Source organism: Inquilinus sp. (assembly GCF_039594555.1).
In the GTDB taxonomy this organism is placed as follows: domain Bacteria; phylum Pseudomonadota; class Alphaproteobacteria; order DSM-16000; family Inquilinaceae; genus Inquilinus.
On sequence record NZ_JBCNNF010000071.1, the window covers coordinates 1 to 21,161 of the forward strand.

18 protein-coding genes are annotated in these 21,161 nt (G+C 67.7%); 11 read left to right on the forward strand and 7 right to left on the reverse strand.

Annotation, left to right across the window (positions count from 1 at the left end; all coding sequences use genetic code 11):
* Positions 1 to 14: 14 nt before the first annotated feature.
* The 10 genes from ABDW35_RS10315 to ABDW35_RS10360 all read left to right on the forward strand — a co-directional run bounded on the left by ABDW35_RS10315 (position 15) and on the right by ABDW35_RS10360 (position 12,975).
* A complete protein-coding gene (locus tag ABDW35_RS10315) occupies positions 15 to 983 on the forward strand; it encodes a Gfo/Idh/MocA family oxidoreductase (RefSeq protein WP_343713776.1) in 969 nt (322 codons plus the stop codon).
* A gap of 87 nt (positions 984 to 1,070) precedes the next feature.
* Complete coding sequence (locus ABDW35_RS10320) at positions 1,071 to 2,012, forward strand: J domain-containing protein (RefSeq protein WP_343713777.1); 942 nt, start codon at positions 1,071 to 1,073, stop codon at positions 2,010 to 2,012.
* A 201-nt stretch (positions 2,013 to 2,213) separates the two neighbouring features.
* Positions 2,214 to 3,281, forward strand: coding sequence for a COX15/CtaA family protein (locus tag ABDW35_RS10325; RefSeq protein ID WP_343713778.1), 1,068 nt, complete (start codon positions 2,214 to 2,216; stop codon positions 3,279 to 3,281).
* 222 nt (positions 3,282 to 3,503) lie between these two features.
* The gene (locus tag ABDW35_RS10330; protein WP_343713779.1) at positions 3,504 to 5,102 is read left to right on the forward strand and encodes a peptide ABC transporter substrate-binding protein; all 1,599 of its coding nucleotides are present in this window, start codon (positions 3,504 to 3,506) and stop codon (positions 5,100 to 5,102) included.
* 356 nt (positions 5,103 to 5,458) lie between these two features.
* Positions 5,459 to 7,057 carry a peptide ABC transporter substrate-binding protein gene (locus ABDW35_RS10335; RefSeq protein ID WP_343713780.1) on the forward strand — a complete coding sequence of 533 codons (1,599 nt, stop codon included), beginning with the start codon at positions 5,459 to 5,461 and terminating at the stop codon, positions 7,055 to 7,057.
* Between the two features lie 116 nt (positions 7,058 to 7,173).
* Positions 7,174 to 8,094, forward strand: a complete 921-nt coding sequence (oppB, locus tag ABDW35_RS10340) for an oligopeptide ABC transporter permease OppB (RefSeq protein ID WP_343713781.1) — start codon at positions 7,174 to 7,176, stop codon at positions 8,092 to 8,094.
* Positions 8,095 to 8,103: 9 nt separating this feature from the next.
* Positions 8,104 to 9,018 carry an ABC transporter permease subunit gene (locus tag ABDW35_RS10345; RefSeq protein WP_343713782.1) on the forward strand — a complete coding sequence of 305 codons (915 nt, stop codon included), beginning with the start codon at positions 8,104 to 8,106 and terminating at the stop codon, positions 9,016 to 9,018.
* Between the two features lie 4 nt (positions 9,019 to 9,022).
* Positions 9,023 to 10,126: an oligopeptide/dipeptide ABC transporter ATP-binding protein gene (locus tag ABDW35_RS10350; protein ID WP_343713783.1), complete on the forward strand. Its 1,104-nt coding sequence runs from the start codon at positions 9,023 to 9,025 to the stop codon at positions 10,124 to 10,126.
* 10 nt (positions 10,127 to 10,136) lie between these two features.
* Positions 10,137 to 11,180 (forward strand): dipeptide ABC transporter ATP-binding protein, encoded by a 1,044-nt coding sequence (locus tag ABDW35_RS10355; RefSeq protein ID WP_343713784.1) that lies wholly within the window; start codon positions 10,137 to 10,139, stop codon positions 11,178 to 11,180.
* Positions 11,181 to 11,511: 331 nt separating this feature from the next.
* On the forward strand, positions 11,512 to 12,975 hold the full coding sequence (locus ABDW35_RS10360) for a calcium-binding protein (RefSeq protein WP_343713785.1): 1,464 nt from the start codon (positions 11,512 to 11,514) through the stop codon (positions 12,973 to 12,975).
* Positions 12,976 to 13,049: 74 nt separating this feature from the next.
* On the opposite strand, the gene ABDW35_RS10365 is transcribed toward ABDW35_RS10360, so the two are convergent.
* The 4 genes from ABDW35_RS10365 to ABDW35_RS10380 all read right to left on the reverse strand — a co-directional run bounded on the left by ABDW35_RS10365 (position 13,050) and on the right by ABDW35_RS10380 (position 16,925).
* Positions 13,050 to 13,622, reverse strand: coding sequence for a DJ-1/PfpI family protein (locus tag ABDW35_RS10365; protein WP_343713786.1), 573 nt, complete (start codon positions 13,620 to 13,622; stop codon positions 13,050 to 13,052).
* Between the two features lie 567 nt (positions 13,623 to 14,189).
* The gene (locus tag ABDW35_RS10370; protein WP_343713787.1) at positions 14,190 to 14,828 is read right to left on the reverse strand and encodes a DUF1345 domain-containing protein; all 639 of its coding nucleotides are present in this window, start codon (positions 14,826 to 14,828) and stop codon (positions 14,190 to 14,192) included.
* A 290-nt stretch (positions 14,829 to 15,118) separates the two neighbouring features.
* Positions 15,119 to 16,276, reverse strand: a complete 1,158-nt coding sequence (locus ABDW35_RS10375) for an aminotransferase (RefSeq protein WP_343713788.1) — start codon at positions 16,274 to 16,276, stop codon at positions 15,119 to 15,121.
* A gap of 22 nt (positions 16,277 to 16,298) precedes the next feature.
* Positions 16,299 to 16,925 (reverse strand): hypothetical protein, encoded by a 627-nt coding sequence (locus tag ABDW35_RS10380; RefSeq protein ID WP_343713789.1) that lies wholly within the window; start codon positions 16,923 to 16,925, stop codon positions 16,299 to 16,301.
* A gap of 399 nt (positions 16,926 to 17,324) precedes the next feature.
* Between ABDW35_RS10380 and def the strand changes: the two genes are divergently transcribed.
* On the forward strand, positions 17,325 to 17,837 hold the full coding sequence (gene def, locus ABDW35_RS10385; RefSeq protein WP_343713793.1) for a peptide deformylase: 513 nt from the start codon (positions 17,325 to 17,327) through the stop codon (positions 17,835 to 17,837).
* Between the two features lie 146 nt (positions 17,838 to 17,983).
* Here the strand turns inward: def and ABDW35_RS10390 are convergent, their stop codons facing one another.
* From ABDW35_RS10390 to ABDW35_RS10400, 3 genes are all read right to left on the reverse strand, one after another.
* Positions 17,984 to 19,978, reverse strand: coding sequence for a hypothetical protein (locus ABDW35_RS10390; protein WP_343713790.1), 1,995 nt, complete (start codon positions 19,976 to 19,978; stop codon positions 17,984 to 17,986).
* Between the two features lie 65 nt (positions 19,979 to 20,043).
* Positions 20,044 to 20,592: a thioesterase family protein gene (locus ABDW35_RS10395; protein WP_343713791.1), complete on the reverse strand. Its 549-nt coding sequence runs from the start codon at positions 20,590 to 20,592 to the stop codon at positions 20,044 to 20,046.
* A gap of 80 nt (positions 20,593 to 20,672) precedes the next feature.
* The coding region (locus tag ABDW35_RS10400; protein ID WP_343713792.1) for an acyl-CoA dehydrogenase at positions 20,673 to 21,161 on the reverse strand (489 nt) is incomplete at its 5' end.

Sequence of the window (21,161 nt, forward strand, 5' to 3'; positions counted from 1 at the left end):
AGCGTGGAGACGTCATGAAGCGGACCCGGACCGCGGTGATCGGGGCGGGCTATTTCGGCAGCCTGCACGCCGCCAAGCATGCCGAGCTGCCCGAGGCCGAGCTGGTCGCGGTCTGCGACACCGATCTCTCCCGGGCCGAGGCGCTGGCGGCGAAGCTCGGCACCCGGGCGGTGACCAGCCTGTCCGAGCTGATCGGCAAGGTCGACGCGGTCAGCATCGCGACGCCGACCAATGCCCATTTCGACACCGCGCGCACCTGCCTGGAGAACGGCATCCACGTGCTGATCGAGAAGCCGATCAGCAACACGCTGGAGGAGGCCGACGCGCTGAGCCGCCTGGCCGCCGACCGCAAGCTGGTGCTGCAGGTCGGCCATCTCGAGCGGTTCAACCCGGTGGTGCAGGGCCTGACCAAGATCCTGGACCGGCCGCGCTACATCGAATGCCAGCGCATCTCCGCCTTCAAGCCGCGCGGCACCGACGTCAACGTCGTGCTGGACATGATGATCCACGACATCGACCTGGTGCTGAAGATCGTGGGATCACCGGTGGAGCGGATCGACGCCGTCGGCGCGCCGGTGCTGAGCGAGGCCGACGACATCGTCAACGCCCGGCTGCAATTCGCCAATGGCTGCACCGCGGCGGTGACGGCCAGCCGGGTCAGCTGGAAGCGCCACCGCACCATGCGGATCTTCCAGCAGGACGGCTACATCATGGTCGACCTCAGCGAGGCCAAGCTGACCTTCATCCGCAAGATCCGTGGCCGCGACGGCCAGCCGGAGCTGTATCAGGAAGAGCAGCAGTTCGAGAATGGCGACCCGCTGAAGCTGGAGATCCAGAGCTTCCTCGACAGCGTCGGCAACGGCCGCCCGCCGGCGGTCAGTGGGCCGGAGGGCCGGGCGGCGCTGGCGGCGGCGCTGGACATCACCCATCAGCTGGCGGATTGGCGCAGACGCTTCCAGGATGACGACGCAACCGGAAATTGAATCTCGCGGGAGGGGAGGAAGCGTTGAAACCGGGGCGTCCACACATCATCTATCCGGATCAAAGACTTACCTCCCGAGATCCGAGCCATGGATGACCCGTATGCCGTGCTGGGCGTGCCCCGCACCGCCAGCGAGGACGAGATCCGGCGGGCCTATCGCAAGCTCGCCAAGAAGCACCACCCCGACCTGAACCAGGGCGATGCCCGTGCCGAGGAGCGGTTCAAGGCGGTGTCGGGCGCCTATGACCTTTTGAGCGACGCCGAGAAGCGCCGCCGCTTCGACGCCGGCGAAATCGACGCCACCGGCGCCGAGCGCGCCTATGCCCGTCGTCCCGGCGCCGGCGCCGGCTGGCCCGGCGCAGGCGCGGGAGCCGGCGGCACGCGCTACCAGCGCTACGACAACTACGATGCCTTCACCGATGCCGGCGACATCGACGACATCCTGCGCGGCATGTTCGGCCAGGGCGGCGCCCGGGCCGGCGGCCGGGGCGGCGGCAAGGGCCGCGACATCAGCTATACGTTGCGGGCGGATTTCCGGCTGGCGACCGAGGGCGGCGAGACCATGGTGACGCTGGCCGACGGCCGGTCGCTGAAGGTCACCCTGCCAGTCGGGCTGACCGACGGCCAGACCATCCGCCTGCGCGGCCAGGGTGAGAAGGGCGGCCGCGGCGTGCCCGGCGACGCGCTGATCGAGGTCCGCATCATTCCCGACCCGGTGCTGGAGCGCGACGGCAGCGACATCCGCATGACCCTGCCGGTGTCGCTGCAGGAGGCGGTGCTGGGCGGCCGGGTCGAGGTGCCGACGCTGGTCGGCCCGGTGATGCTGACCATCCCCAAGGGCGCGAACAGCGGCACGGTGCTGCGGCTGAAGGGCAAGGGCGTGCGCAGCCCGACCGGCAATGCCCGCGGCGACCAGTATGTGAAGCTGGCGGTCACCCTGCCCGACCCGGCCGACCCGGAACTGGTCCGCTTCGTCGAGGAGTGGGGCGCCCGCCACCCCTACGACCCGCGCAAGGGCAAGGTGCGGTAAGGTCCTCTTCAAAACCGTCATGGCGAGGAGCGAAGCGACGTGGCCATCAGGGGCCGCTCGCACCGGCCCCTGATGGCCACGCCCCTGCGGGGCTCGCCATGATGGGAAGGGGAAGCCATTAAGCGGTCTCCAAGGCTATCGCCATCCCTGCGACAAAAGCAGGTTTGACGCCGCCGCGAGCCGGCGCGATAAGCCGAGCCCATGCAATCGACCCCAGCCGCCGCGGCCTTGCGCCCGCCCGTCGCCGCCTCGACCATGCGCCCCGTCGCCGCCTGGCTGTTCCTCAGCGCCGCCATGGTCTTCGCCGCGGCGGTGATCGGCGCCATCACCCGGCTGACCGAGAGCGGCCTGTCGATCGTCGAATGGGCGCCGATCACCGGCACGCTGCCGCCGCTGTCCGATCAGGCCTGGGCCGACGCCTTCGCCGCCTACAAGGCGACGCCGCAATACCGCTACATGAATGCCGGCATGTCGCTGGAGGCCTTCCAGCACATCTTCTTCTGGGAATGGCTGCACCGGTTCTGGGACCGGCTGACCGGCCTGGTCTTCGCCGTGGGCCTGGCCTGGTTCGCCTGGCGCCGGGCGCTGGGCTGGCCGCTGGGGCTGCGCCTGCTGGCCCTGCTGGTGCTGGGCGGGGCCCAGGGCGTGCTGGGCTGGGTGATGGTGGCCAGTGGCCTGAACGAGCGGCCGTCGGTCAGCCATTACCTGCTGGCCGCGCATCTGGGCCTGGCCGTGCTGCTCTACGCCCTGATCCTGTGGGCCGGCTACGGGCTGACGCTGCAGCGGCGGGGCGACTTCGCCGGGGCGCCGTCCCTGCGCCGCCATGCCTCGATCGCCATCGCCTGCGTCGCCGTCACCATGTGCTGGGGCGCCTTCGTCGCCGGGTTGGACGCCGGCCAGGTCTACAACACCTTCCCGCTGATGGACGGCCGGCTGCTGCCGCCGGAATCCTTCAGCATCATCCCGGCCTGGCTGAACTGGTTCGACAACACCGCCCTGGTGCAGTTCACCCATCGCTGGCTGGCGATCGGCACCGCCCTGGTGGTGCTGGCCCTGGCCTTCCGCTGCAGCCGCACGCCGGTGGTGGGCTGGGGCCATCTGGTCGGGCTGATGGTGGTGGTGCAGCTCTGCCTTGGCATCTCCACCCTGCTGACCAAGGTGCCGGTCTGGCTTGGCGCGATGCATCAGGCCGGGGCGCTGCTGCTGCTGGCGCTGCTGCTGGCGCTGCGTTTCGCCAGCCGGCCGGCCGCGGCATCGCAGCCCAGATGACGGCAAGACGATATCAAGAACAAAATCCGTACAGACTTGATGCGTTCGCGTCACGACTTGTCCGACATTCAGATTTCACCCGCCGAAGCTGTATCGAACCGTGAAATCGATTGCCCCGCTACGGTCGAAGCGATACCGTCCCAGCCATCACGCTCGTCGGCGATAGCCGATGACGAGGGCGTCGGGACGGCGCCCGCCGACAAGGCAGCAGGGGGCAAGCACATGCACAGCTTCAGCAGGATCCTGGCGCGCGGGCTTCTGGCCGCCGCCCTCCTCACCGGCGTCTCGGGCGCGGCCGCGGCCGAGATGGTGCTCAACCGCGGCAACGGCGCCGAGCCGTCGACCCTCGATCCGCACAAGATCGAAGGGAACACGGAGGCCAACATCGCGACCGACCTGTTCGAAGGCCTGATGACCTACGGCCCGAAGGGCGACCCGGTGCCCGGCGCGGCCGAGAGCTACACCCGGTCGGATGACGGCCTGACCTACACCTTCAAGCTGCGGGCCGACGAGAAATGGTCGGACGGCACGCCGGTCACCGCGGCGGATTTCGTCTTCTCCTGGCAGCGGCTGATCGACCCGAAGACCGGCTCGGCCTATGCCTATTATCTCGACCCGGTCGTTAATGCCCGCGAGATCCGCGAGGGCCAGAAGCCGCTCGACGCCCTCGGCGTCCGGGCGGTCGACGACCACACCTTCGAGGTCAAGCTGACCGCGCCGACGCCGTATTTCGTCTCGTCGTTGGTGCACCAGTCGACCTACGCGGTCAGCAAGGCCAATGTCGAGAAGTTCGGCGGCGACTTCGTCAAGCCCGGCAACCTAGTCTCGAACGGCGCCTACAAACTGGCCGAGGCGGTGCCGCAGGGCTACATCAAGCTGGTCCGGAACCCGCAGTTCCACGACGCCGCGAACGTCGCGATCGACACGGTGATGTACTTCCCGACCGAGGATGGCAGCTCGGAGCTGCAGCGGTTCCGGGCGGGCGAGCTCGACATCACCTTCGACCTGCCGAGCGAGCAGATCCCGACCCTGAAGAAGGAAATCCCGGAACAGCTGCACATCGTGCCGTTCCTGGCGACCTATTTCTACGCCTTCAACATGACGCGCGAGCCGTGGAAGAGCAGCCCGGAGCTGCGCCAGGCCCTGTCGCTGGCGGTCGACCGCGATGTGCTGATCAAGAACATCACCCAGGCCGACCAGGTCCCGGCCTACAGCTTCGTGCCGCCCGGCACCGACAACTTCCCGGCCTGGACGCCGGAGGCGGCCGGGATGACCCAGGCCGAGCGCGACGCCAAAGCCAAGGATCTCTACGCCAAGGCCGGCTACGGCCCGGACAAGCCGCTGAAGCTGACGATCACCTACAACACCAGCGAGAACCACAAGCGGCTGGCGGTCGCCATCGCCGCGATGTGGAAGCGGACGCTGGGCGTGGACGTGGCCCTCAACAACGAGGAATGGGCGACGTTCCAGAGCACCCGCAACAAGAAGGAGTTCCCGGACGTCGCGCGGCACGGCTGGTTCGGCGACTACAACGACGCCTATACCTTCCTGCAGCTCGAGCTCAGCGACGTCGGCGACCAGAGCACCTCCGGCTACGCCAACCCGAAATTCGACGCGCTGATGGCCGAAGCCACCAAGACGGCCGACCCGAAGCAGCGCGGCGCGCTGCTGCAGCAGGCGGAGAAGATCATGGTCGCCGACATGCCGGTGCTGCCGCTGTATTTCTACACCACCAAGCACGCCGTCTCGCCGGCCGTGAAAGGCTGGACGGACAATGTGCAGGATTTCCATCTTTCGCGGTGGCTTTCCGTCGCACGGTAAGGTCTGACAATTCCATGGGCACAATTCTTCATCCGGTCCGGGACCAGGGCCTAATCCCGCCGGCCTGTTTCGTAACCCCGTTGGTTTCGGAATCGCGGCTGAGATGAGGCCAAGAAGAAAGTAAAGAACAAGCGCAGGTCCGATTCGACACTTTCCTTTTTGCGACTTTTGCAAGGCATGAAACCCGCACCGGACTCATAGCAGACCCGCGAATTCGATTGCTCAAATGCGGTCGAAACGATACCGTCCACGCCATCACTCCTCGCTGGTGGGAGACGGACGAGAGCGCGTCCGAGCGGGAGCGCTTTGCAAACAAAACCAGTGACCGGGAAACCGGAAACAGTAGGGGCGAACACATGCACAGCTTCACCAAGATCCTGGGGCGCGGGCTGCTCGCCGCCGCCCTCCTGGGCGGCGTATCGAGCGCGGCCCTCGCCGAGACCGTGTTCAATCGCGGCAACGGCGCCGAGCCGGAGACCTTGGACGTCCACAAGTCGACGGGCGTTCCGGAATCCTTCATCCAGATGGACCTGTTCGAGGGCCTGCTGACCTCGGACGCCAAGGGCAAGCCGGTTCCCGGCGCGGCCGAGAGCTGGACCGTCTCGGATGACGGCCTGACCTACACCTTCAAGATCCGCCAGAACGCCAAATGGTCGGACGGCTCGCCGCTGACCGCCGCGGATTTCGTGTTCTCGTGGGAGCGGCTGATCGATCCCAAGACCGCCAGCGACTACGCCTACTTCCTCGACCAGGTGGTCAACGCCAAGGACATCCGCCAGGGCAAGAAGCCGCTGACCGATCTCGGGGTCAAGGCGGTCGACGACCACACCTTCGAGGTGAAGCTGCTCGCCCCGACCCCGTACTTCCTGTCGATGCTGGTGCACCACTCGACCTATCCGATCAGCAAGGCCAATTACGAGAAGTTCGGCGACGATTTCGTCAAGCCGGGCAACATGGTCTCGAACGGCGCCTTCATGCTGGCCGAGGCGGTGCCGCAGTCGCATGTGAAGGTGGTCAAGAACCCGAATTTCTACGACGCGGCGAACGTCAAGATCGACACGGTGATGTTCTTCGCCACCGAGGATCAGAACGCCGAGCTGCAGCGGTTCAAGGCCGGCGAGATCGACGCGACCTATGACATCCCGCCGCAGCAGATCAAGCAGCTGCAGTCGTCCGACGCGTCAGAGACCCGGCTGGCGCCGTATTTCGGCACCCATTTCTACGCCTACAACCTGACGCATGAGCCGTGGAAGAGCACGCCGGAGCTGCGCCAGGCGCTGTCCCTGGCGATCGACCGCGACGTCGTCACCGGCAAGATCATGAATGCCGGCGAGATCCCGGCCTACACCTTCGTCCCGCCGGGCACCGACAACTTCAACGGCTGGAAGCCCGACTACGCCGACCTGTCCCAGGCCGACCGCGACGCCAAGGCGAAGGAGCTTCTGGCGAAGGCGGGCTACGGACCGGACAAGCCGCTGGACATCGAGCTGATCTACAACACCAGCCAGCTGCACAAGAACGTCGCCGTGGCCATCGCCGCGATGTGGAAGCAGAAGCTGGGCATCAACGCCTCGCTGATCAATCTGGAATGGAAGACCTTCCTCGACACCCGCGACAAGAAGGACTTCAAGGACATCACCCGCCACGGCTGGATCGGCGACTACAACGACGCCAACAACTTCCTCGAGCTGGAGCGCTGCGATATCGGCGAGCAGAGCACCTCGGCCTATTGCAACCCGAAGTTCGACGAGCTGATGGACAAGGCCGCGCGTGAATCCGACCTGACCAAGCGCGCCCAGATCCTGCAGGACGCCGAGAAGGTGATGATCGCCGACGCGCCGATCATCCCCTTCGCCTTCTACGCCAGCAAGCACATGGTCTCGAGCCATGTGAAGGGCTGGGAGGACAACGTTCAGGACTATCACCTGAGCCGTTGGGTGACCGTCGAGCGCTAAGAGAACCCTGACCATGACGATGCTCGCCACTCTGCCTCCGGCCGGGTGGCGGGCATCGCCGTTTCGGCGCCCGGCGCATCCGTTCCGCCCGCCGCACGGGCGCAAGGACCCCTGACATGCTGAGCTACACCGTCCGCCGCATCCTCGGCGCCATCCCCACCATCCTCATCATCATCGCCGTCGCCTTCTTCATGATCCGGCTGGCGCCCGGCGGCCCGTTCGATGGGGAGAAGCCGCTGCCGATCGAGATCAAGCGCAACCTGGAGAAGGCCTATCACCTGGACGAGCCGCTCTACATGCAGTTCGCCCGTTATATGGGCAATGTCCTCCAGGGCGATTTCGGCCCGTCCTTCAAGTACAAGGATTATTCGGTCAACGAACTGATCAGCGAGGGCTTTCCCTATTCGCTGCAGATCGGCCTGATCGCGATCCTGGTCGCGTCCGTGGGCGGCATCTTCTTCGGGACGATGGCGGCGCTCAGGCAGAACTCGATAGGCGACTACGGGGCGATGACCCTGGCGATGATCGGGATCACCATCCCGAACTTCGTCGTGGCGCCGCTGCTGATCCTGCTCTTCGGCGTGATGTGGCGGCTGCTGCCCGCCGGCGGCATCACCGCCGGATGGACCTCCTTCATCATGCCGATCATCGCGCTGGCGCTGCCGCCGACCGCCTATATCGCCCGCCTGACCCGGGCCAGCATGATCGAGGTGCTGCGGTCGAACTTCGTGCGCACCGCCCGGGCCAAGGGCCTGCCGGAGCGGGTGACGATCATGCGCCACACGCTGAAGGCCGGGCTGCTGCCGGTGGTCTCCTATCTCGGGCCCGCCACCGCCGGCATCATCACCGGCTCGGTGGTGATCGAGCAGATCTTCAGCATCCCGGGGATCGGCCGCTACTTCGTCCAGGCGGCGCTGAACCGCGACTACACGCTGGTGATGGGCGTGGTGATCTTCTTCGCCGCCCTGATCATCCTGTTCAATCTGCTGGTCGACCTGCTGTATGGCGCGCTCGACCCGCGCGTACGTTATGATTGAGGTCCGGCCATGACCGACGCCACGATCGGGACCCTCCCTCCCCAGCCCAAGCAGATCAAGGGGCGCAGCCTCTGGCAGGACGCCTGGCGCCGCCTGCGCGGCAACAAGGCCGCCGTGGTCAGCCTGTTCGTCCTGGGGCTGATCGGCCTCGTCTGCATCGCCGGGCCGCATTTCCTGCCCTGGGGGCTGGACGACGTCGACTACACCTCGTTCCAGGCCCCGCCGAGCTTCGCGCCGGCGGATGACGGCACCGCGCCGCATTACTTCGGCACCGAATCAAACGGCCGCGACCTGCTGGTCCGCACCCTCTATGGCGGCCAGATCTCGCTGCTGGTCGGCATCGTCAGCACCCTGGTCAGCCTGATCATCGGCGTCACCTACGGCGCCACCGCGGGCTTCCTAGGCGGCCGGGTCGACAACCTGATGATGCGCATCGTCGACGTGCTCTATTCCCTGCCGTTCATGTTCTTCGTCATCCTGCTGATGGTGTTCTTCGGCCGGAACATCGTGCTGATCTTCGTCGCCATCGGCGCGGTGGAATGGCTGGACATGGCCCGCATCGTCCGGGGGCAGACCCTGTCGATCAAGCGCAAGGAATACATCGAGGCGGCCCATGCCTGCGGCGTCTCGACCTGGCGCATCATCCGCAAGCACGTGATCCCGAACACGCTGGGCCCCGTCATCGTCTACATGACGCTGACCGTGCCGAAGGTGATCCTGCTGGAAAGCTTCCTGTCCTTCCTCGGCCTCGGCGTGCAGGAGCCGATGACCAGCTGGGGTGTGCTGATCTCCGACGGCGCCCGCAACCTGAACATCGCCTGGTGGATGCTGGTGTTCCCGGCGGTGTTCCTGGCCGTCACCCTATTCTGCCTCAACTTCATCGGGGACGGGCTGCGCGACGCCCTCGACCCGCGCGATCGCTGAGCTCATGACCGCAACCCTCGTGACCACCCCGACCCCGATGACCGGCACCGTGGCCTCCGCCCCCGCCCAGGCCGAGACCATCCTGGCGATCCGTAACCTCGTCACTCGGTTCAAGACCGGCGACGGCGTGGTCGCCGCGGTGAACGGCATCTCGCTCGACATCGCCGCCGGCGAGACGCTCGGCGTCGTCGGCGAAAGCGGCTCGGGCAAGAGCCAGCTGTTCATGTCGGTGATGGGCCTGTTGGCCTCCAACGGCCGGGCCGCCGGCAGCGTCAAGTACCGCGGACAGGAGATCCTGGGCCTGCCGCCGGCGAAGCTGAACAGCTTCCGCGGCTCGAAGATGTCGATGATCTTCCAGGATCCGATGACGTCGCTGAACCCCTATCTGACCATCGCCCGGCAGATGACCGAGGTGCTGGTGCAGCACAAGGGGATGACCCAGGGCCAGGCGCTGAAACGGTCGATCGAGATGCTGGATCTGGTCCGCATCCCGGAGGCGAAGCGGCGCATCGGCATGTATCCGCACGAATTCTCGGGCGGCATGCGCCAGCGCGTGATGATCGCCATGGCGCTGCTGTGCCAGCCGGACCTGCTGATCGCCGACGAGCCGACCACCGCGCTGGACGTCACCGTCCAGGCCCAGATCCTGGACCTGATGCGCGACCTGAAGCGCGAGTTCAACACCTCGATCGTGCTGATCACCCACGACCTCGGCGTCATCGCCGGCCTGGCCGACCGGGTGATGGTGATGTATGCCGGCAACGTGATCGAGACCGGGTCGGTGCGGGACATCTTCTACAGCCCGCAGCACCCCTACACCGAGGGCCTGCTGCAGAGCATGCCGCGGCTGAACTCCGACCGGCATGCCGAGCTGCCGTCGATCGGCGGCCAGCCGCCGAACCTGCAGGACCTGCCGCCGGGTTGCAACTTCCAGCCGCGCTGCCGCTACGCCCATGCCCGTTGCCTGGCCGAGGAGCCGGCGCTGCGGCCCTGCGGCGAAGGCGAGGCCGGGATGCGAGCCAAGGCCTGCCATCTAACCCAGCTGCCGCTGACCGAGGCCGACCGCGCCGTCATCGACGCCGATCGCGCCGCCCGGACCCGCCATTGAGGCCCGCGCCATGACCGACACCCCCAACACCCCCATGGACGGCAAGACCATCCTGTCGGTGCGCGACCTGCGCGTGCATTTCGCCATGCCGAAGCGGCACATGTGGTCGGGCCACCGCGACTATCTGAAGGCGGTCGACGGCGTCAGCTTCGACCTCAAGGCCGGCGAGACGCTGGGCGTGGTCGGCGAATCCGGCTGCGGCAAGTCCACCCTCGGCCGCGCCGTGCTGCAGCTGATCCCGCCGACCGCCGGCCAGGTGGTGTGGATGGGCGAGAACATCGCCAATTTCGACAGTGGCGCGATGCGCGAGAAGCGCCAGGACCTGCAGATCATCTTCCAGGACCCGCTGGCCTCGCTGAACCCGCGCATGAATGTGGGCGAGATCATCGGCGAGCCGCTCGAGGTGTTCGAGGGCAAGCTGAGCAAGAAGGAGCGCCGGGCCAAGGTCGAGGAGATCATGTCCCTGGTCGGGCTGCGGCCGGAGATGATCAACCGCTATCCGCACGAATTCTCCGGCGGCCAGGCGCAGCGCATCGGCATCGCCCGGGCGATGGTGCTGAACCCGAAGCTGATCGTGTGCGACGAGCCGGTCTCGGCCCTCGACGTCTCGATCCAGAGCCAGATCGTCAACCTGCTGATGCGGCTGCAGCGCCAGTTCGGCCTGTCGCTGATCTTCATCAGCCACGACCTGTCGGTGGTGCGCCACATCAGCCACCGCATCATGGTGCTGTATCTCGGCAAACTGGCCGAGATCGCCGACCGCGACGACATCTACGACAATCCGCGCCACCCCTACACCCAGGCGCTGATCTCGGCGGTGCCGCTGCCGGACCCGGATGCGGAGCGCAGCAAGAAGCGGATCGTGCTGACCGGCGACCTGCCGAGCCCGTTGAACCCGCCCACCGGCTGCTATTTCCGCACCCGCTGCCCGAAGGCGCAGGACCTGTGCGCGCAGGTGGCGCCGCAGCTGACCGATGTCGGCAACCCGGGCCACCAGGCCGCCTGCCACTTCTGGGACACGCCGACGCCATCGCGGCGCGACGAGGCGGCATAGCCCGGGTTTGCACCGTCGCCTCTCCAGTGGAGAGGCGACGTGGCAGCGGAGCGGCGTCGGTGCGCCGGCACCTTCGTCCCGTCCGGCCCGGAAGCCTCATGCGAACGAAGCAGCGGGGTCGTGCGGCTGCTTGCGGGCTCCACCGCCCTTCGGTCATTCGGCGTAGCAGGACCAAGGAACGCGGCGCACAGCGCATTTTCTTAAAATACTTTTGATCTAATTCGCACCGGTCGCATCAGGGCTTTGACTGAGCCCCCTGCACAGAATGGTATGTAGGGATTTATCCCTCGCCCGTGACATCAAGAGAGCACAACTGCTCGGCGAGGACATGATGGCGGATTTCCCTACGCTTGACGACGATACGATCATCGGCACCGCGGGCTCGGACACGATCGACGCGCTGGCCGGGGACGACCATGTCGAAGGACTGGACGGCGACGACACCCTGTCCGGAAACGACGGCAATGATTTCATTCTCGGCGGTATCGGCAACGACAGGATGTCGGGTGGCGACGGTGGCGACTACCTCGATGGCGGGGATGGCGACGACCGCGTCAATGGCGATGTGGGCAACGACACCCTGAACGGCGGTGCCGGCAACGACCTCATGGATGGTGGCGACGGCAATGACTATGTGGATGGCGGCGCCGGTGACGACATCATCTATGGCGGCCTGGGCGCCGACCAGATCTTCGGCGGCGACGGGCTGGACATCCTTGTCGGCGGCGCCGGCGGTGACACGCTGGACGGCGGCGACGGCACCGATCTGCTGAGCGGTTATGAGGGTGACGACCTTCTCCTCGGCGGCGCCGGCGACGACGTGCTCGGCGGCGGCCTCGACCAGGACCTCCTCTACGGCGGCGACGGCAAGGACTCCCTCGACGGCGGGGCCGGTGACGACGAGCTCCACGGCGATGCCGGCGACGACGGGCTCTCCGGCAGCCTCGGTGACGACCGCCTGTTCGGCGAGGCGGGCAACGACACCATCCTGGGCGGCGATGGCAGGGACATCATCGAAGGCGGCGCCGGCAACGACACCATCGACGCCGGCGCCGGCTGCGACGAGATCGATGGCGGCGCCGGCAATGATGTCATCCGGGGCGGCACCGGGGCCGATACGCTGACCGGCGGCGACGGCAACGACACCCTCGTGGGACAGAGCGGCGGCGACGTCATGACCGGGGGTGTCGGCGATGACGTCTACTACATCGACGACCGCTGCGACGTCGTGAACGAAAAGCCCGGCGAGGGCACCGACTGGGTCGTGACCTGCTTCTCGACGACCTTGGACAGCACCGTGCAGAACATCGAGAACATCCAGTTCTACGGGCTGTGGGGGCTGACCGGGATCGGCAATGCGGGCGCGAACCGGCTGGTCGGCAACGACGGCAACAATGCCCTGGCCGGGATGGCCGGCGACGACATCATCAGTGGCGGCCTGGGGGCCGATCTGCTGGATGGCGGTGCCGGCAGGGATGTGCTCACCGGCGGAACGGGCACCGATACCTTCCGCTTCATGAGCCCGGCCGACTCCGCCGTCGGCGCCGGCCGTGACGTGATCACCGACTTCGCCTCCGGCGAGGACAGGATCAACCTGTCCTACATGGATGCCGATAGCACCACATCCGGCAACCAGGCCTTCATCTTCATCGGCGCCGCTGCGTTCAGCAGCCACGCCGGAGAGCTGCGCTTCGCCGGCGGGATCGTCAGCGGCGATGTCAATGGCGACGGCAAGGCCGATTTCGAGATCAGCGTGGCGGCGCCGACCCTGACCGCTGCCGACTTCGCACTCTGAATCCGGCTCGAAAGGAGAAACAAAAAGGGCGCCGGAAACCGGCGCCCTTCGAATTTGGTCCCGGTCCCGAAGGATCAGGCGGCCGCAGCCAGCGACGCGGCGACGGTCGTGAAGTGCTCGACGATCGACTCCTTGAAAGCCGCCATGTCGAGGTCGTCGCGGGCGGTGATCAGGTTGCCGTCGACCACCACGGTCTCGTCCACCAGCTTGGCGCCGGCGGCCTCGAGCGTCTCGCGGACGGCGTCGCTGGCGACCACGGTGCGGCCCTGGATGCGCTCGGACAGCGCCAGCAGCTGCGGCGCGCCGCCCAGGGCGGCGATCGGCTTGCCGGCATCGGCGAAGCCGCGGAGGATGCGCTTGGTGTGCGGGTTGGCGGCCAGCTTGGCCACGCCGCGCTCACCGCCCGGGATCAGGACGGCGTCGAAATCCGCGGCCAGCGCGTTCGATAGCGGCACGTCGACGGCGAAGTAGTGGCCCCACGCCTTCTCATGCCAGCCGTTGACCAGCCCCTGCTCGGTCGAGACGATCTTCAGGGTGGCACCGGCGGCGAGCAGGGCCCGCTGCGGCTCGGTCATCTGGACTTCCTCGAACCCGTTCGACACGAGGATGGCGATCGTCTTGCCGGCGAGAGGCTTGTCGTTCTGCATGTATTATTCTCCCTTGCTGAAGCCGGTCCCGGCGGATCCCCTCCGGACCCACATGGCGGCTGTCGGGACGCGCGCAAAGCGCGGCATCCTGCGCTGCGGACCGCATATCGCGAGGCAGCGGCGAAACCATGCCGGGATGGTGATTGAATTCGACGCTAGAAGTGGCGGCGGGGAGGACGAAAGTCAATGCCGGAGACCCATCGCATGGGTGCATTGCACAATGGTGGGGCTCGGTCCGCTTCCGAAATCATCGTCCGGACTGAAATCGCCGCCCGCGAGGCGCAGCGGCCGGGACGAAAAACCGCCGCCCCGAGGGGCGGCGGTTCGAGTTCAACGTTCGGTGCGGCGCCGGTCTTGAGTGCCGGCGCGCGGATCACCGCGACGTAATGGTCGGTGTCAGGCCGGCAGACCGGAGGTTGCCGACATCGCCCGATCCGACGCACATCCCGTCAGGGAAGCCGCGGAGATCATGGTCACCGGAGCGCTAGACATCGGATCACCTCCTTTCGTTTGTTGCACCTGCGATAAAGGTCGGGCGAATGGTCGGTCCTGTCAAGGGGCCGGCCGTCAATGGGCTAGGCCGGCCGCGATATTGACCGCCAGCGCCAGGATCACGGTGTTGAAGACGAAGGCCAGCACGCCGTGGCCGAGGGTCACCCGGCGCATATGGGAATCGGTCACCTGCACATCCGAGACCTGGGCCGTCATGCCGATAACGTAGGAATAGTAGAGGAAGTCCCATACCCCCGGCTCCTCGTCGCCGGGGAACTCCAGCCCGCGCGCATCCTGGCGCTTGCCGTGCCCGCCCTCAGCCTTGCCGTAGTAGAGATGGGCGTAGCGGAAGGCGAAGACGGTGTGCAGCGTGGCCCAGCCCAGCGCCACGCCGGCGACCGCCAGGATCAGATGCAGTGCCGTCGGCCCCTGCGCCTGGTTCAGCAGGCTGAAGATCGAGGCGACGCCGAGCCCGGCCGCGATCACCGTGATCAGCACGATCAGCGGCAGCCCCTCGTCGTCGATATCGGCGCGGTGCCGGAAGGAGTCGGCGGTCACATGCCGGGCCAGGACCGCGGTCCAGGCGAGATACAGGCCGAAGAAGGCATCGCCGGCGATCACCACGGCGATCGGGCCGCTGGCGCTGCCGCCCAGGGCGAACCAGAGCGCCACGCCCAGCACCGCGCCGGCATAGAAGCGGGTGTGGTGCCGCATATGGTTGCGGATGGTGCCGAGCAGGGCGGCCTCCCTTCGCAGCGTCGCTGCCCCGAGGAACGCATTCCCGCGTCCGGCTGTCCAGAGGCGAACGCAGCCCGTTGGGGGTCGGCGCCTCTCCCACTTATGAGACCGTCTCATAGCGCCCATCCCCCGCCGTCATTGCGAGGAGGCGAAGCCGACGAAGCAATCCATCGTCCCGCACGAGCTGCGCCATGGATTGCTTCGCTGCGCTCGCAATGACGGTTCTGGGAATTCCGAAGAGATCTCGCTGGCGGGAGAGGCCCGCCCTAGCCGAACCGCTTCGCCAAGCGCGCCAGCGCCTCGTCCAGCACCGCATCCTGCTTGGCGAAGCAGAAGCGGGCGACGGTCGCGAGCGGGGTTTCGGCATAGAAGGCCGAGACCGGGATGGCGGCGACGCCGACCTCCTCGATCAGGTGCCGGCAGAAGGCCTGGTCGTCGCCGTTGAAGCCGGTCGAGCCGATGTCGAGATTGACGAAATAGGTGCCGTCGCAGGGCAGCACCCCCAGGCCGAGGCGCCGCAGCCCAGCGGCGAAACGGTCGCGCTTGCCCTGCAGCTCGGCGGTCAGGCCGTCGAAATAGTCGTCGCCCTTGGCCAGGCCATAGGCCACGGCGGCCTGCAGGTTGGGCGGCGTGGTGAAGGTCAGGAACTGGTGCACCTTGCCCAGGAGGGTCGCCAGCGCCGGGGCCGCGGTGACGTAGCCGACCTTCCAGCCGGTCAGCGAGAAGGTCTTGCCGGCCGAGCCGATCTTCAGGCAGCGGTCGCGCATGCCGGGCCGGGCGATCAGCGGCAGGTGCCGCCGGCCGTCGAACACCAGATGCTCATAGACTTCGTCGCAGATGACGTAAGCGTCGGAGCCCTCGACGAATTCGGCAAGGAGGTCGAGCTCGGCCGCGCCGAACACCTTGGCCGCCGGGTTCAGCGGGTTGTTGAACAGCACCGCCTTGGTCTTGGGCGAGAAGGCGCGGGCCAGGGCCGCCCGGTCGAAGGACCAGTCGGGCGGCGTCAGATGCACGAATTTCGGCACGCCGCCGGCGCGGCGGACCAGCGGCAGATAGGCATCGTACAGCGGCTCGAACAGCACCACCTCGTCGCCCGGCTCGATCAGCGCGAACAGGGCGGCCGCCAGCGCCTCGGTGGCGCCGGAGGTGACCACGACCTCGCTGTCGGGGTCGACCTCGAAGCCGTAGAAGCGTTTCTCATGCGCCGCCACGGCCTGGCGCAGCTCGGGCAGGCCCAGCATCGGCGGATACTGGTTCCAGCCGTCGGTGATGGCGGTGGCCGCGGCCCGCAGCACATCCTCCGGCCCCTTTCCGTCCGGGAAGCCCTGGCCGAGATTGACCGCATTGTGCTGGCGGGCCAGCCGCGACATGACCTCGAACACGGTGGTGCCGAGGCCGGAGAAGATGGCGTTGCCGGGTTTCATTCTGTGGCTCGGGCCGCTCGTGTCAGTGCCGGGTCGCCTCGGTGTCGTCGAACTCCTCGTCCTCCGGCCCCTCCTCGACCACGTCCAGCATCTCCTCGAACCGGTCGAGCAGGTCGGAATAGTCGCGGTTGGCGCGCAGGAACTTGCGGAATGCCTTGTCGTTGCGGATATCGGCGTCGAACCAGGCGTCGGCGGCGCGCTGATGCTCCGGATGGGCCGAGAGGTGGTAGAAGGCGGCCTGCTCGACCGTCGTGACCTCGCTCTCGTCCAGCATTTCCAGCACCACGCCGACATAGGTCGGCAGGCCGGTCAGGAAGGCGATCTCGTTGGCCGCGGCGGCCAGCTCGTCCTCGTCCAGCGGCTCGTCCGGCGCCTCGCCGGCGGCGGCCGCGGCGGCCTGGGCCGCCTCCTCCATCTTGCGGATCTCGTCGCGCAGAGCGGCGAAGTCGCTGTCGTCGCCGATCAGCGCCTCGTTCGGCGTGCCGCCGATCGCCGCCTCGATCGCCAGCAGCGTGTCGAGCAGCTTGCGCTTGCGCACCACCCAGTTGGCCCCGCTGCGGACGTCCTCGGCGATCGACCGCAGCCGCTCCTGCTCCTCCGGCGCCATATCGGCCAGCAGCGATGTCTCGGGCTTGGCAATCGCGGTCACGGCTCTCGTCCTGTCTGTCGTCTCGCGCCCCGGCGGCGCGGGCGCACAATAGCCCGGATGGCTCGCCCCCGAAACCGCCTGCGTTGCCTTGCGGCGAGGTGAATGCGGCTCCGGGCGGCGAAGAGCGTATAGGGACATACGGTCGAGCCGCCCGGGGCCGCAGGCGCCCGCCGCAAGGCAACCCTTCGGGCCGGTTGAAGACGCCGGCAGGGGGCGTCGCCGCGCTTGCCCGATGGAACCCCATCGCGCCGCGCGCGGCTCCTGCCCTGCCGGCGTCTTGAACCGGCGCAGGCGATTTCGGGGGCGAGCCATCCGGGCTGGCACAAGCCATCCGGCACAGCAGCCCCGCGGATGGCGACGCTTGACCCTGATCGGCCCCACGCCTATTTCGACCGCACGATGGCCAAGCTCCCGATCCTGATCGTCCCCGATCCCCGTCTCAAGACCAAGGCGAAGCCGGTGGCCGCGGTGGATGACCGCGTCCGCAAGCTGACCGACGACATGCTGGAGACGATGTACGCCGCGCCCGGCATCGGCTTGGCGGCGCCGCAGATCGGCATCCTGGAGCGGATCATCGTCATCGACGTCGCCGGCAAGGGCGAGCCGCCGGCGCCCCTGCGCCTGATCAACCCGGAGATCACCTGGGCGTCGGAAGACCTGCAGACCGCTGAGGAAGGCTGCCTGTCGCTGCCCGAGCAATGGGCCGAGGTGGTGCGCCCGGCCGAGGTCAAGGTGCGCTACCTGGACGAGACCGGCGCGCAGCGGGAGACGCATGCGACCGGCATCCTAGCCACCTGCGTGCAGCACGAGATCGACCATCTCAACGGCGTGCTGTTCGTCGACCACATCTCGGCGCTGCGCCGCAACATGATCCTGCGCAAGGTCCAGAAGTGGAAGAAGGAGCACGCCTGACGGCGCTGGCCTCCCGCACGCCCCTATTTCCTTTTCCTGTCATTGCCGGGCTTGACCCGGCAATCCAGAGAGCGTCGACATCCTCTGGATGCCCGGGTCAAGCCCGGGCATGACAATTGGGGGAATGACACAGCCCCCCTTGCCCCCTACTTCTCCTTCTCCGCGTCCCAGTAGCTGGTGCCGCCGATGTTCAGCGTCTCCGGCGCGGTGACCTCGCCGATGGCGACGCCGATGCGCAGCCGGGTGACAGTGCCGTCATCGGCCGACAGCTGCAGCGTGTAGCCGTCCAGCCGGTAGCGGCCTTTCGAATCATGGGATTTCAGCGCGCCGCCGACCGAGAAGCCGTTCTCGCCCATCACCGCGCCCATGCCGCCGCTGAAGACACCGACCGAGCCGCCATCCAGCCCGGTCCCGACCGGGCTCTGCGAGAAGAAGCTGCCGCCCTGATGCCGCTCGAAGGTGCCGTCGGGCCGGAAGGTGATGTCGATGCGTGAGGTGACGCCGCCCATCGACACGTTCAGATAGTAGTAGCCGTGGTCCAGCCGGGAATCCGGCGGGAACGGCTTCAGCACGGTGAAGCTAGTCAGGTCGGCCCGCTCCCCGGCCGCGGCGGTCATCACGTATTTCCGGTCCGGCTTCTCCCAGCGCGACCAGTCCTGCGGCGCCCGGCGGCGCACCTGGTCGGCGTCGAGATCCGTCGGCGGATAGTCGAACTGGTAGCGGTAGGCGGTTCCGTCCTTCAGCAACAGATAGCTCTCCTCGTTGCGGTCGGTGTAGGTGCCGCCGCCGGGGTTGATGCCGACCTGGAACTGCTCGCGGAACAGCATCGCCTCGATCTGCTCGGCCGGGACGCCCTTGTCCGGCCCGGCATTGACCTCCGCCGCCTCCGGCGGTCGGTACTCGAGCCCGCCATCCTCCGGCAGGGTCGACCGGGCGATGCGCGACGGGTCGGCCAGCACCCGGCAAGAGGACAGGTTGAACACCTTGAAGGCATAGACCCGGCTGATCTGGGCGACGATCACAATGTCCTGGCCCTTGGCCTGCTTGAAGCGCGCCTCCTCCGCCTTGTCGGCGAAGCTGCAGCTGGCGGTCCAGATCGATTGCCGCTCCGGCAGCCATTGCCGCAGCCGCTCATCGCCGTCCGACCGGCCGCTGAGGGCCATGGGTCCCAGCTTCTGCATCGCCGCGGTGACGGCATCGACCTTGTCGTCGTCCCTCTGGCCCGGGGCGCGCCGGAACAGCTCCTCCGCCACCGCCGAGAGCTGGGAGATGGAGAACAGCGATTTCGGCTTCGGCGTCAGGCCGGTCTCCTCCGGCAGGCTGGCCCTGGCGATGCCGCCGGCGTCGTCAAGCAGCCGGCAGTCCTCCATCGTGATCAGCTTGAAGTCGTAGACCCGGTCGATCCGGCCGGAGACGACGACATCCCTGCCCTCCTGGCGGCCGAACAGCGATTCCTCGGCGTCGTCCGCGAAGTCGCACCGCACTTTCCACAGCGATTGCTGGTCTTCCGTCCATTGCTGCAGCGTGTCGTCGTCGATCGCCCGGCCGGAGACGGCGATCAGCCCGACCTTGCCCAGGACGGTCGAGACCCAGTCGGTCTGGTCGGTGTCGTCCTTGTCCTTCGGCACCTGGCGCCAGGCCTCGGCCGCCAGGGCCGAGAGCTGGCCGGCGGAATAGAGGGTCTTCGGCACCGGCCCCGTGCCAGCCATGGCCTGCAGCACGGCGCGGGCCGAGCCGGCATTGGCCAGCGTGAAGGTCTTGCCGCCGAACAGCGCCGGCAGGGCGGCGCAGACCAGCGGGCTCTTCTGGATCATCGCATCGGCCTGGGCCTGGATGGCGCCGTCCATCTTCGACCGGGCGTTGGCGATGCCGCTGTTGCCGGCCATCGCCCGCTCCATCAGCCGCTCCAGCCCGTCGGCGTCGTTGGCTTTGCGCCAGGCATCCAGCGCCGCCGCATGGGACGCGGCGCCGGGCGCGTCGGCCTTGTCGCAGCTGGTGACCACGGCGCGGGTGAGAGCGATCGGGATGTAGATCGAGGTGATCGCCTCCGCCACCGCCTTGGGGTCGGGCGACCCGGCGGCCGGTGCGGAGGACGGGGCCGCGAGCACTGCGGCGACGATCAGGCCTGCCAGGAATCTCATCCGTCCCTCCCCGTCGGATTCCGGCGCCAGACTGGCTCTGCCTCGCGGCAGGAACAAGGCGAAGTTCAGGCGGCGCGGGGTCCTTCGCGCAGGCCCTCGCGCATCGCCTCCTCGCCGTCGCGCAGGGCCTGGACATAGGCCGGCAGCGCGGGCGACGGGCCGGTCCAGCCGAAGGCGGCGGCGATCTCCGCCGTCGGCACCGTGCCGCCGCGGCGGCGGAACGCAGCCTTGACCACGGCATGGGCGGCGACGGCGCCGCCGGCATCCTCGAAGCCCTGCTCCAGATACAGCCACTTCTCGTCCCAGCCGAGCAGCCGGCTGCGCAGCCGGTAGCCGGCGAAGGCGGCGAGCGAGCGGCGGTAGCGGATGGTGGCCCCGCCCAGCACCGGCGTCCAGCGCCGGCGCCACAGGAGGCCGACCAGCCCGACCCGCAGCATCAGGTCGGTGCGGCCGAGATCCATGACGGTCAGGTACCGGCCGTTGTTCATGTGCAGGTTGAAATCGAGGTCGTTCGGCCAGACCCGAAACCGCACCACGCTGTCGTCGAGCAACCCGAGCCGGCGGCCGAACAGCGCCGCGACCACCACGCGGATCAGGCGGAGATAGAGGTTCATGTGGCTCCTCGCCCATCCCCCCGTTTTGTCATCCTCGGGCTTGACCCGGCAATGACAGAAGGAGGAGTTCGGCGCTCCGATCAGAACGCCTCGGCCTCCAGCGCCATCAGCGGCGCCTTGCCGGCCATGATCTGGATGAACAGCGACCCGGTCTCCGGCAGCATGCGCTGGATGAAGAAGCGCGCCGTCTTCAGCTTGGCGTCGTAGAAGCCGGCACGGTCGCCGGCCTCGGGCGCCTTCGCCAGCGCCACCTTGGCCATCCGCGCCCACATCCAGCCCAGCGCCACCAGGGCGAACAGCTTCAGGTAGTCGGAGGACGCGGCGCCGGCCTCCTCCGGGTCCTTCAGCCCCTTCTGCGCGATCCAGGCGGTGGCCTGCTGCAGCTTGCCGAAGGCCTTGGCCAGCGGGCCGACGAACTCCAGCATCGCCGCGTCCTCCGCCTCCTCGCGGATGAAGGCGTCGACCGGGTGGAAGAAGCTGCGCAGCAGCCGGCCCATATCCTGCGGCATCTTGCGGCCGACCAGGTCCAGCGCCTGGATGCCGTTGGCGCCCTCGTAGATCTGGGCGAT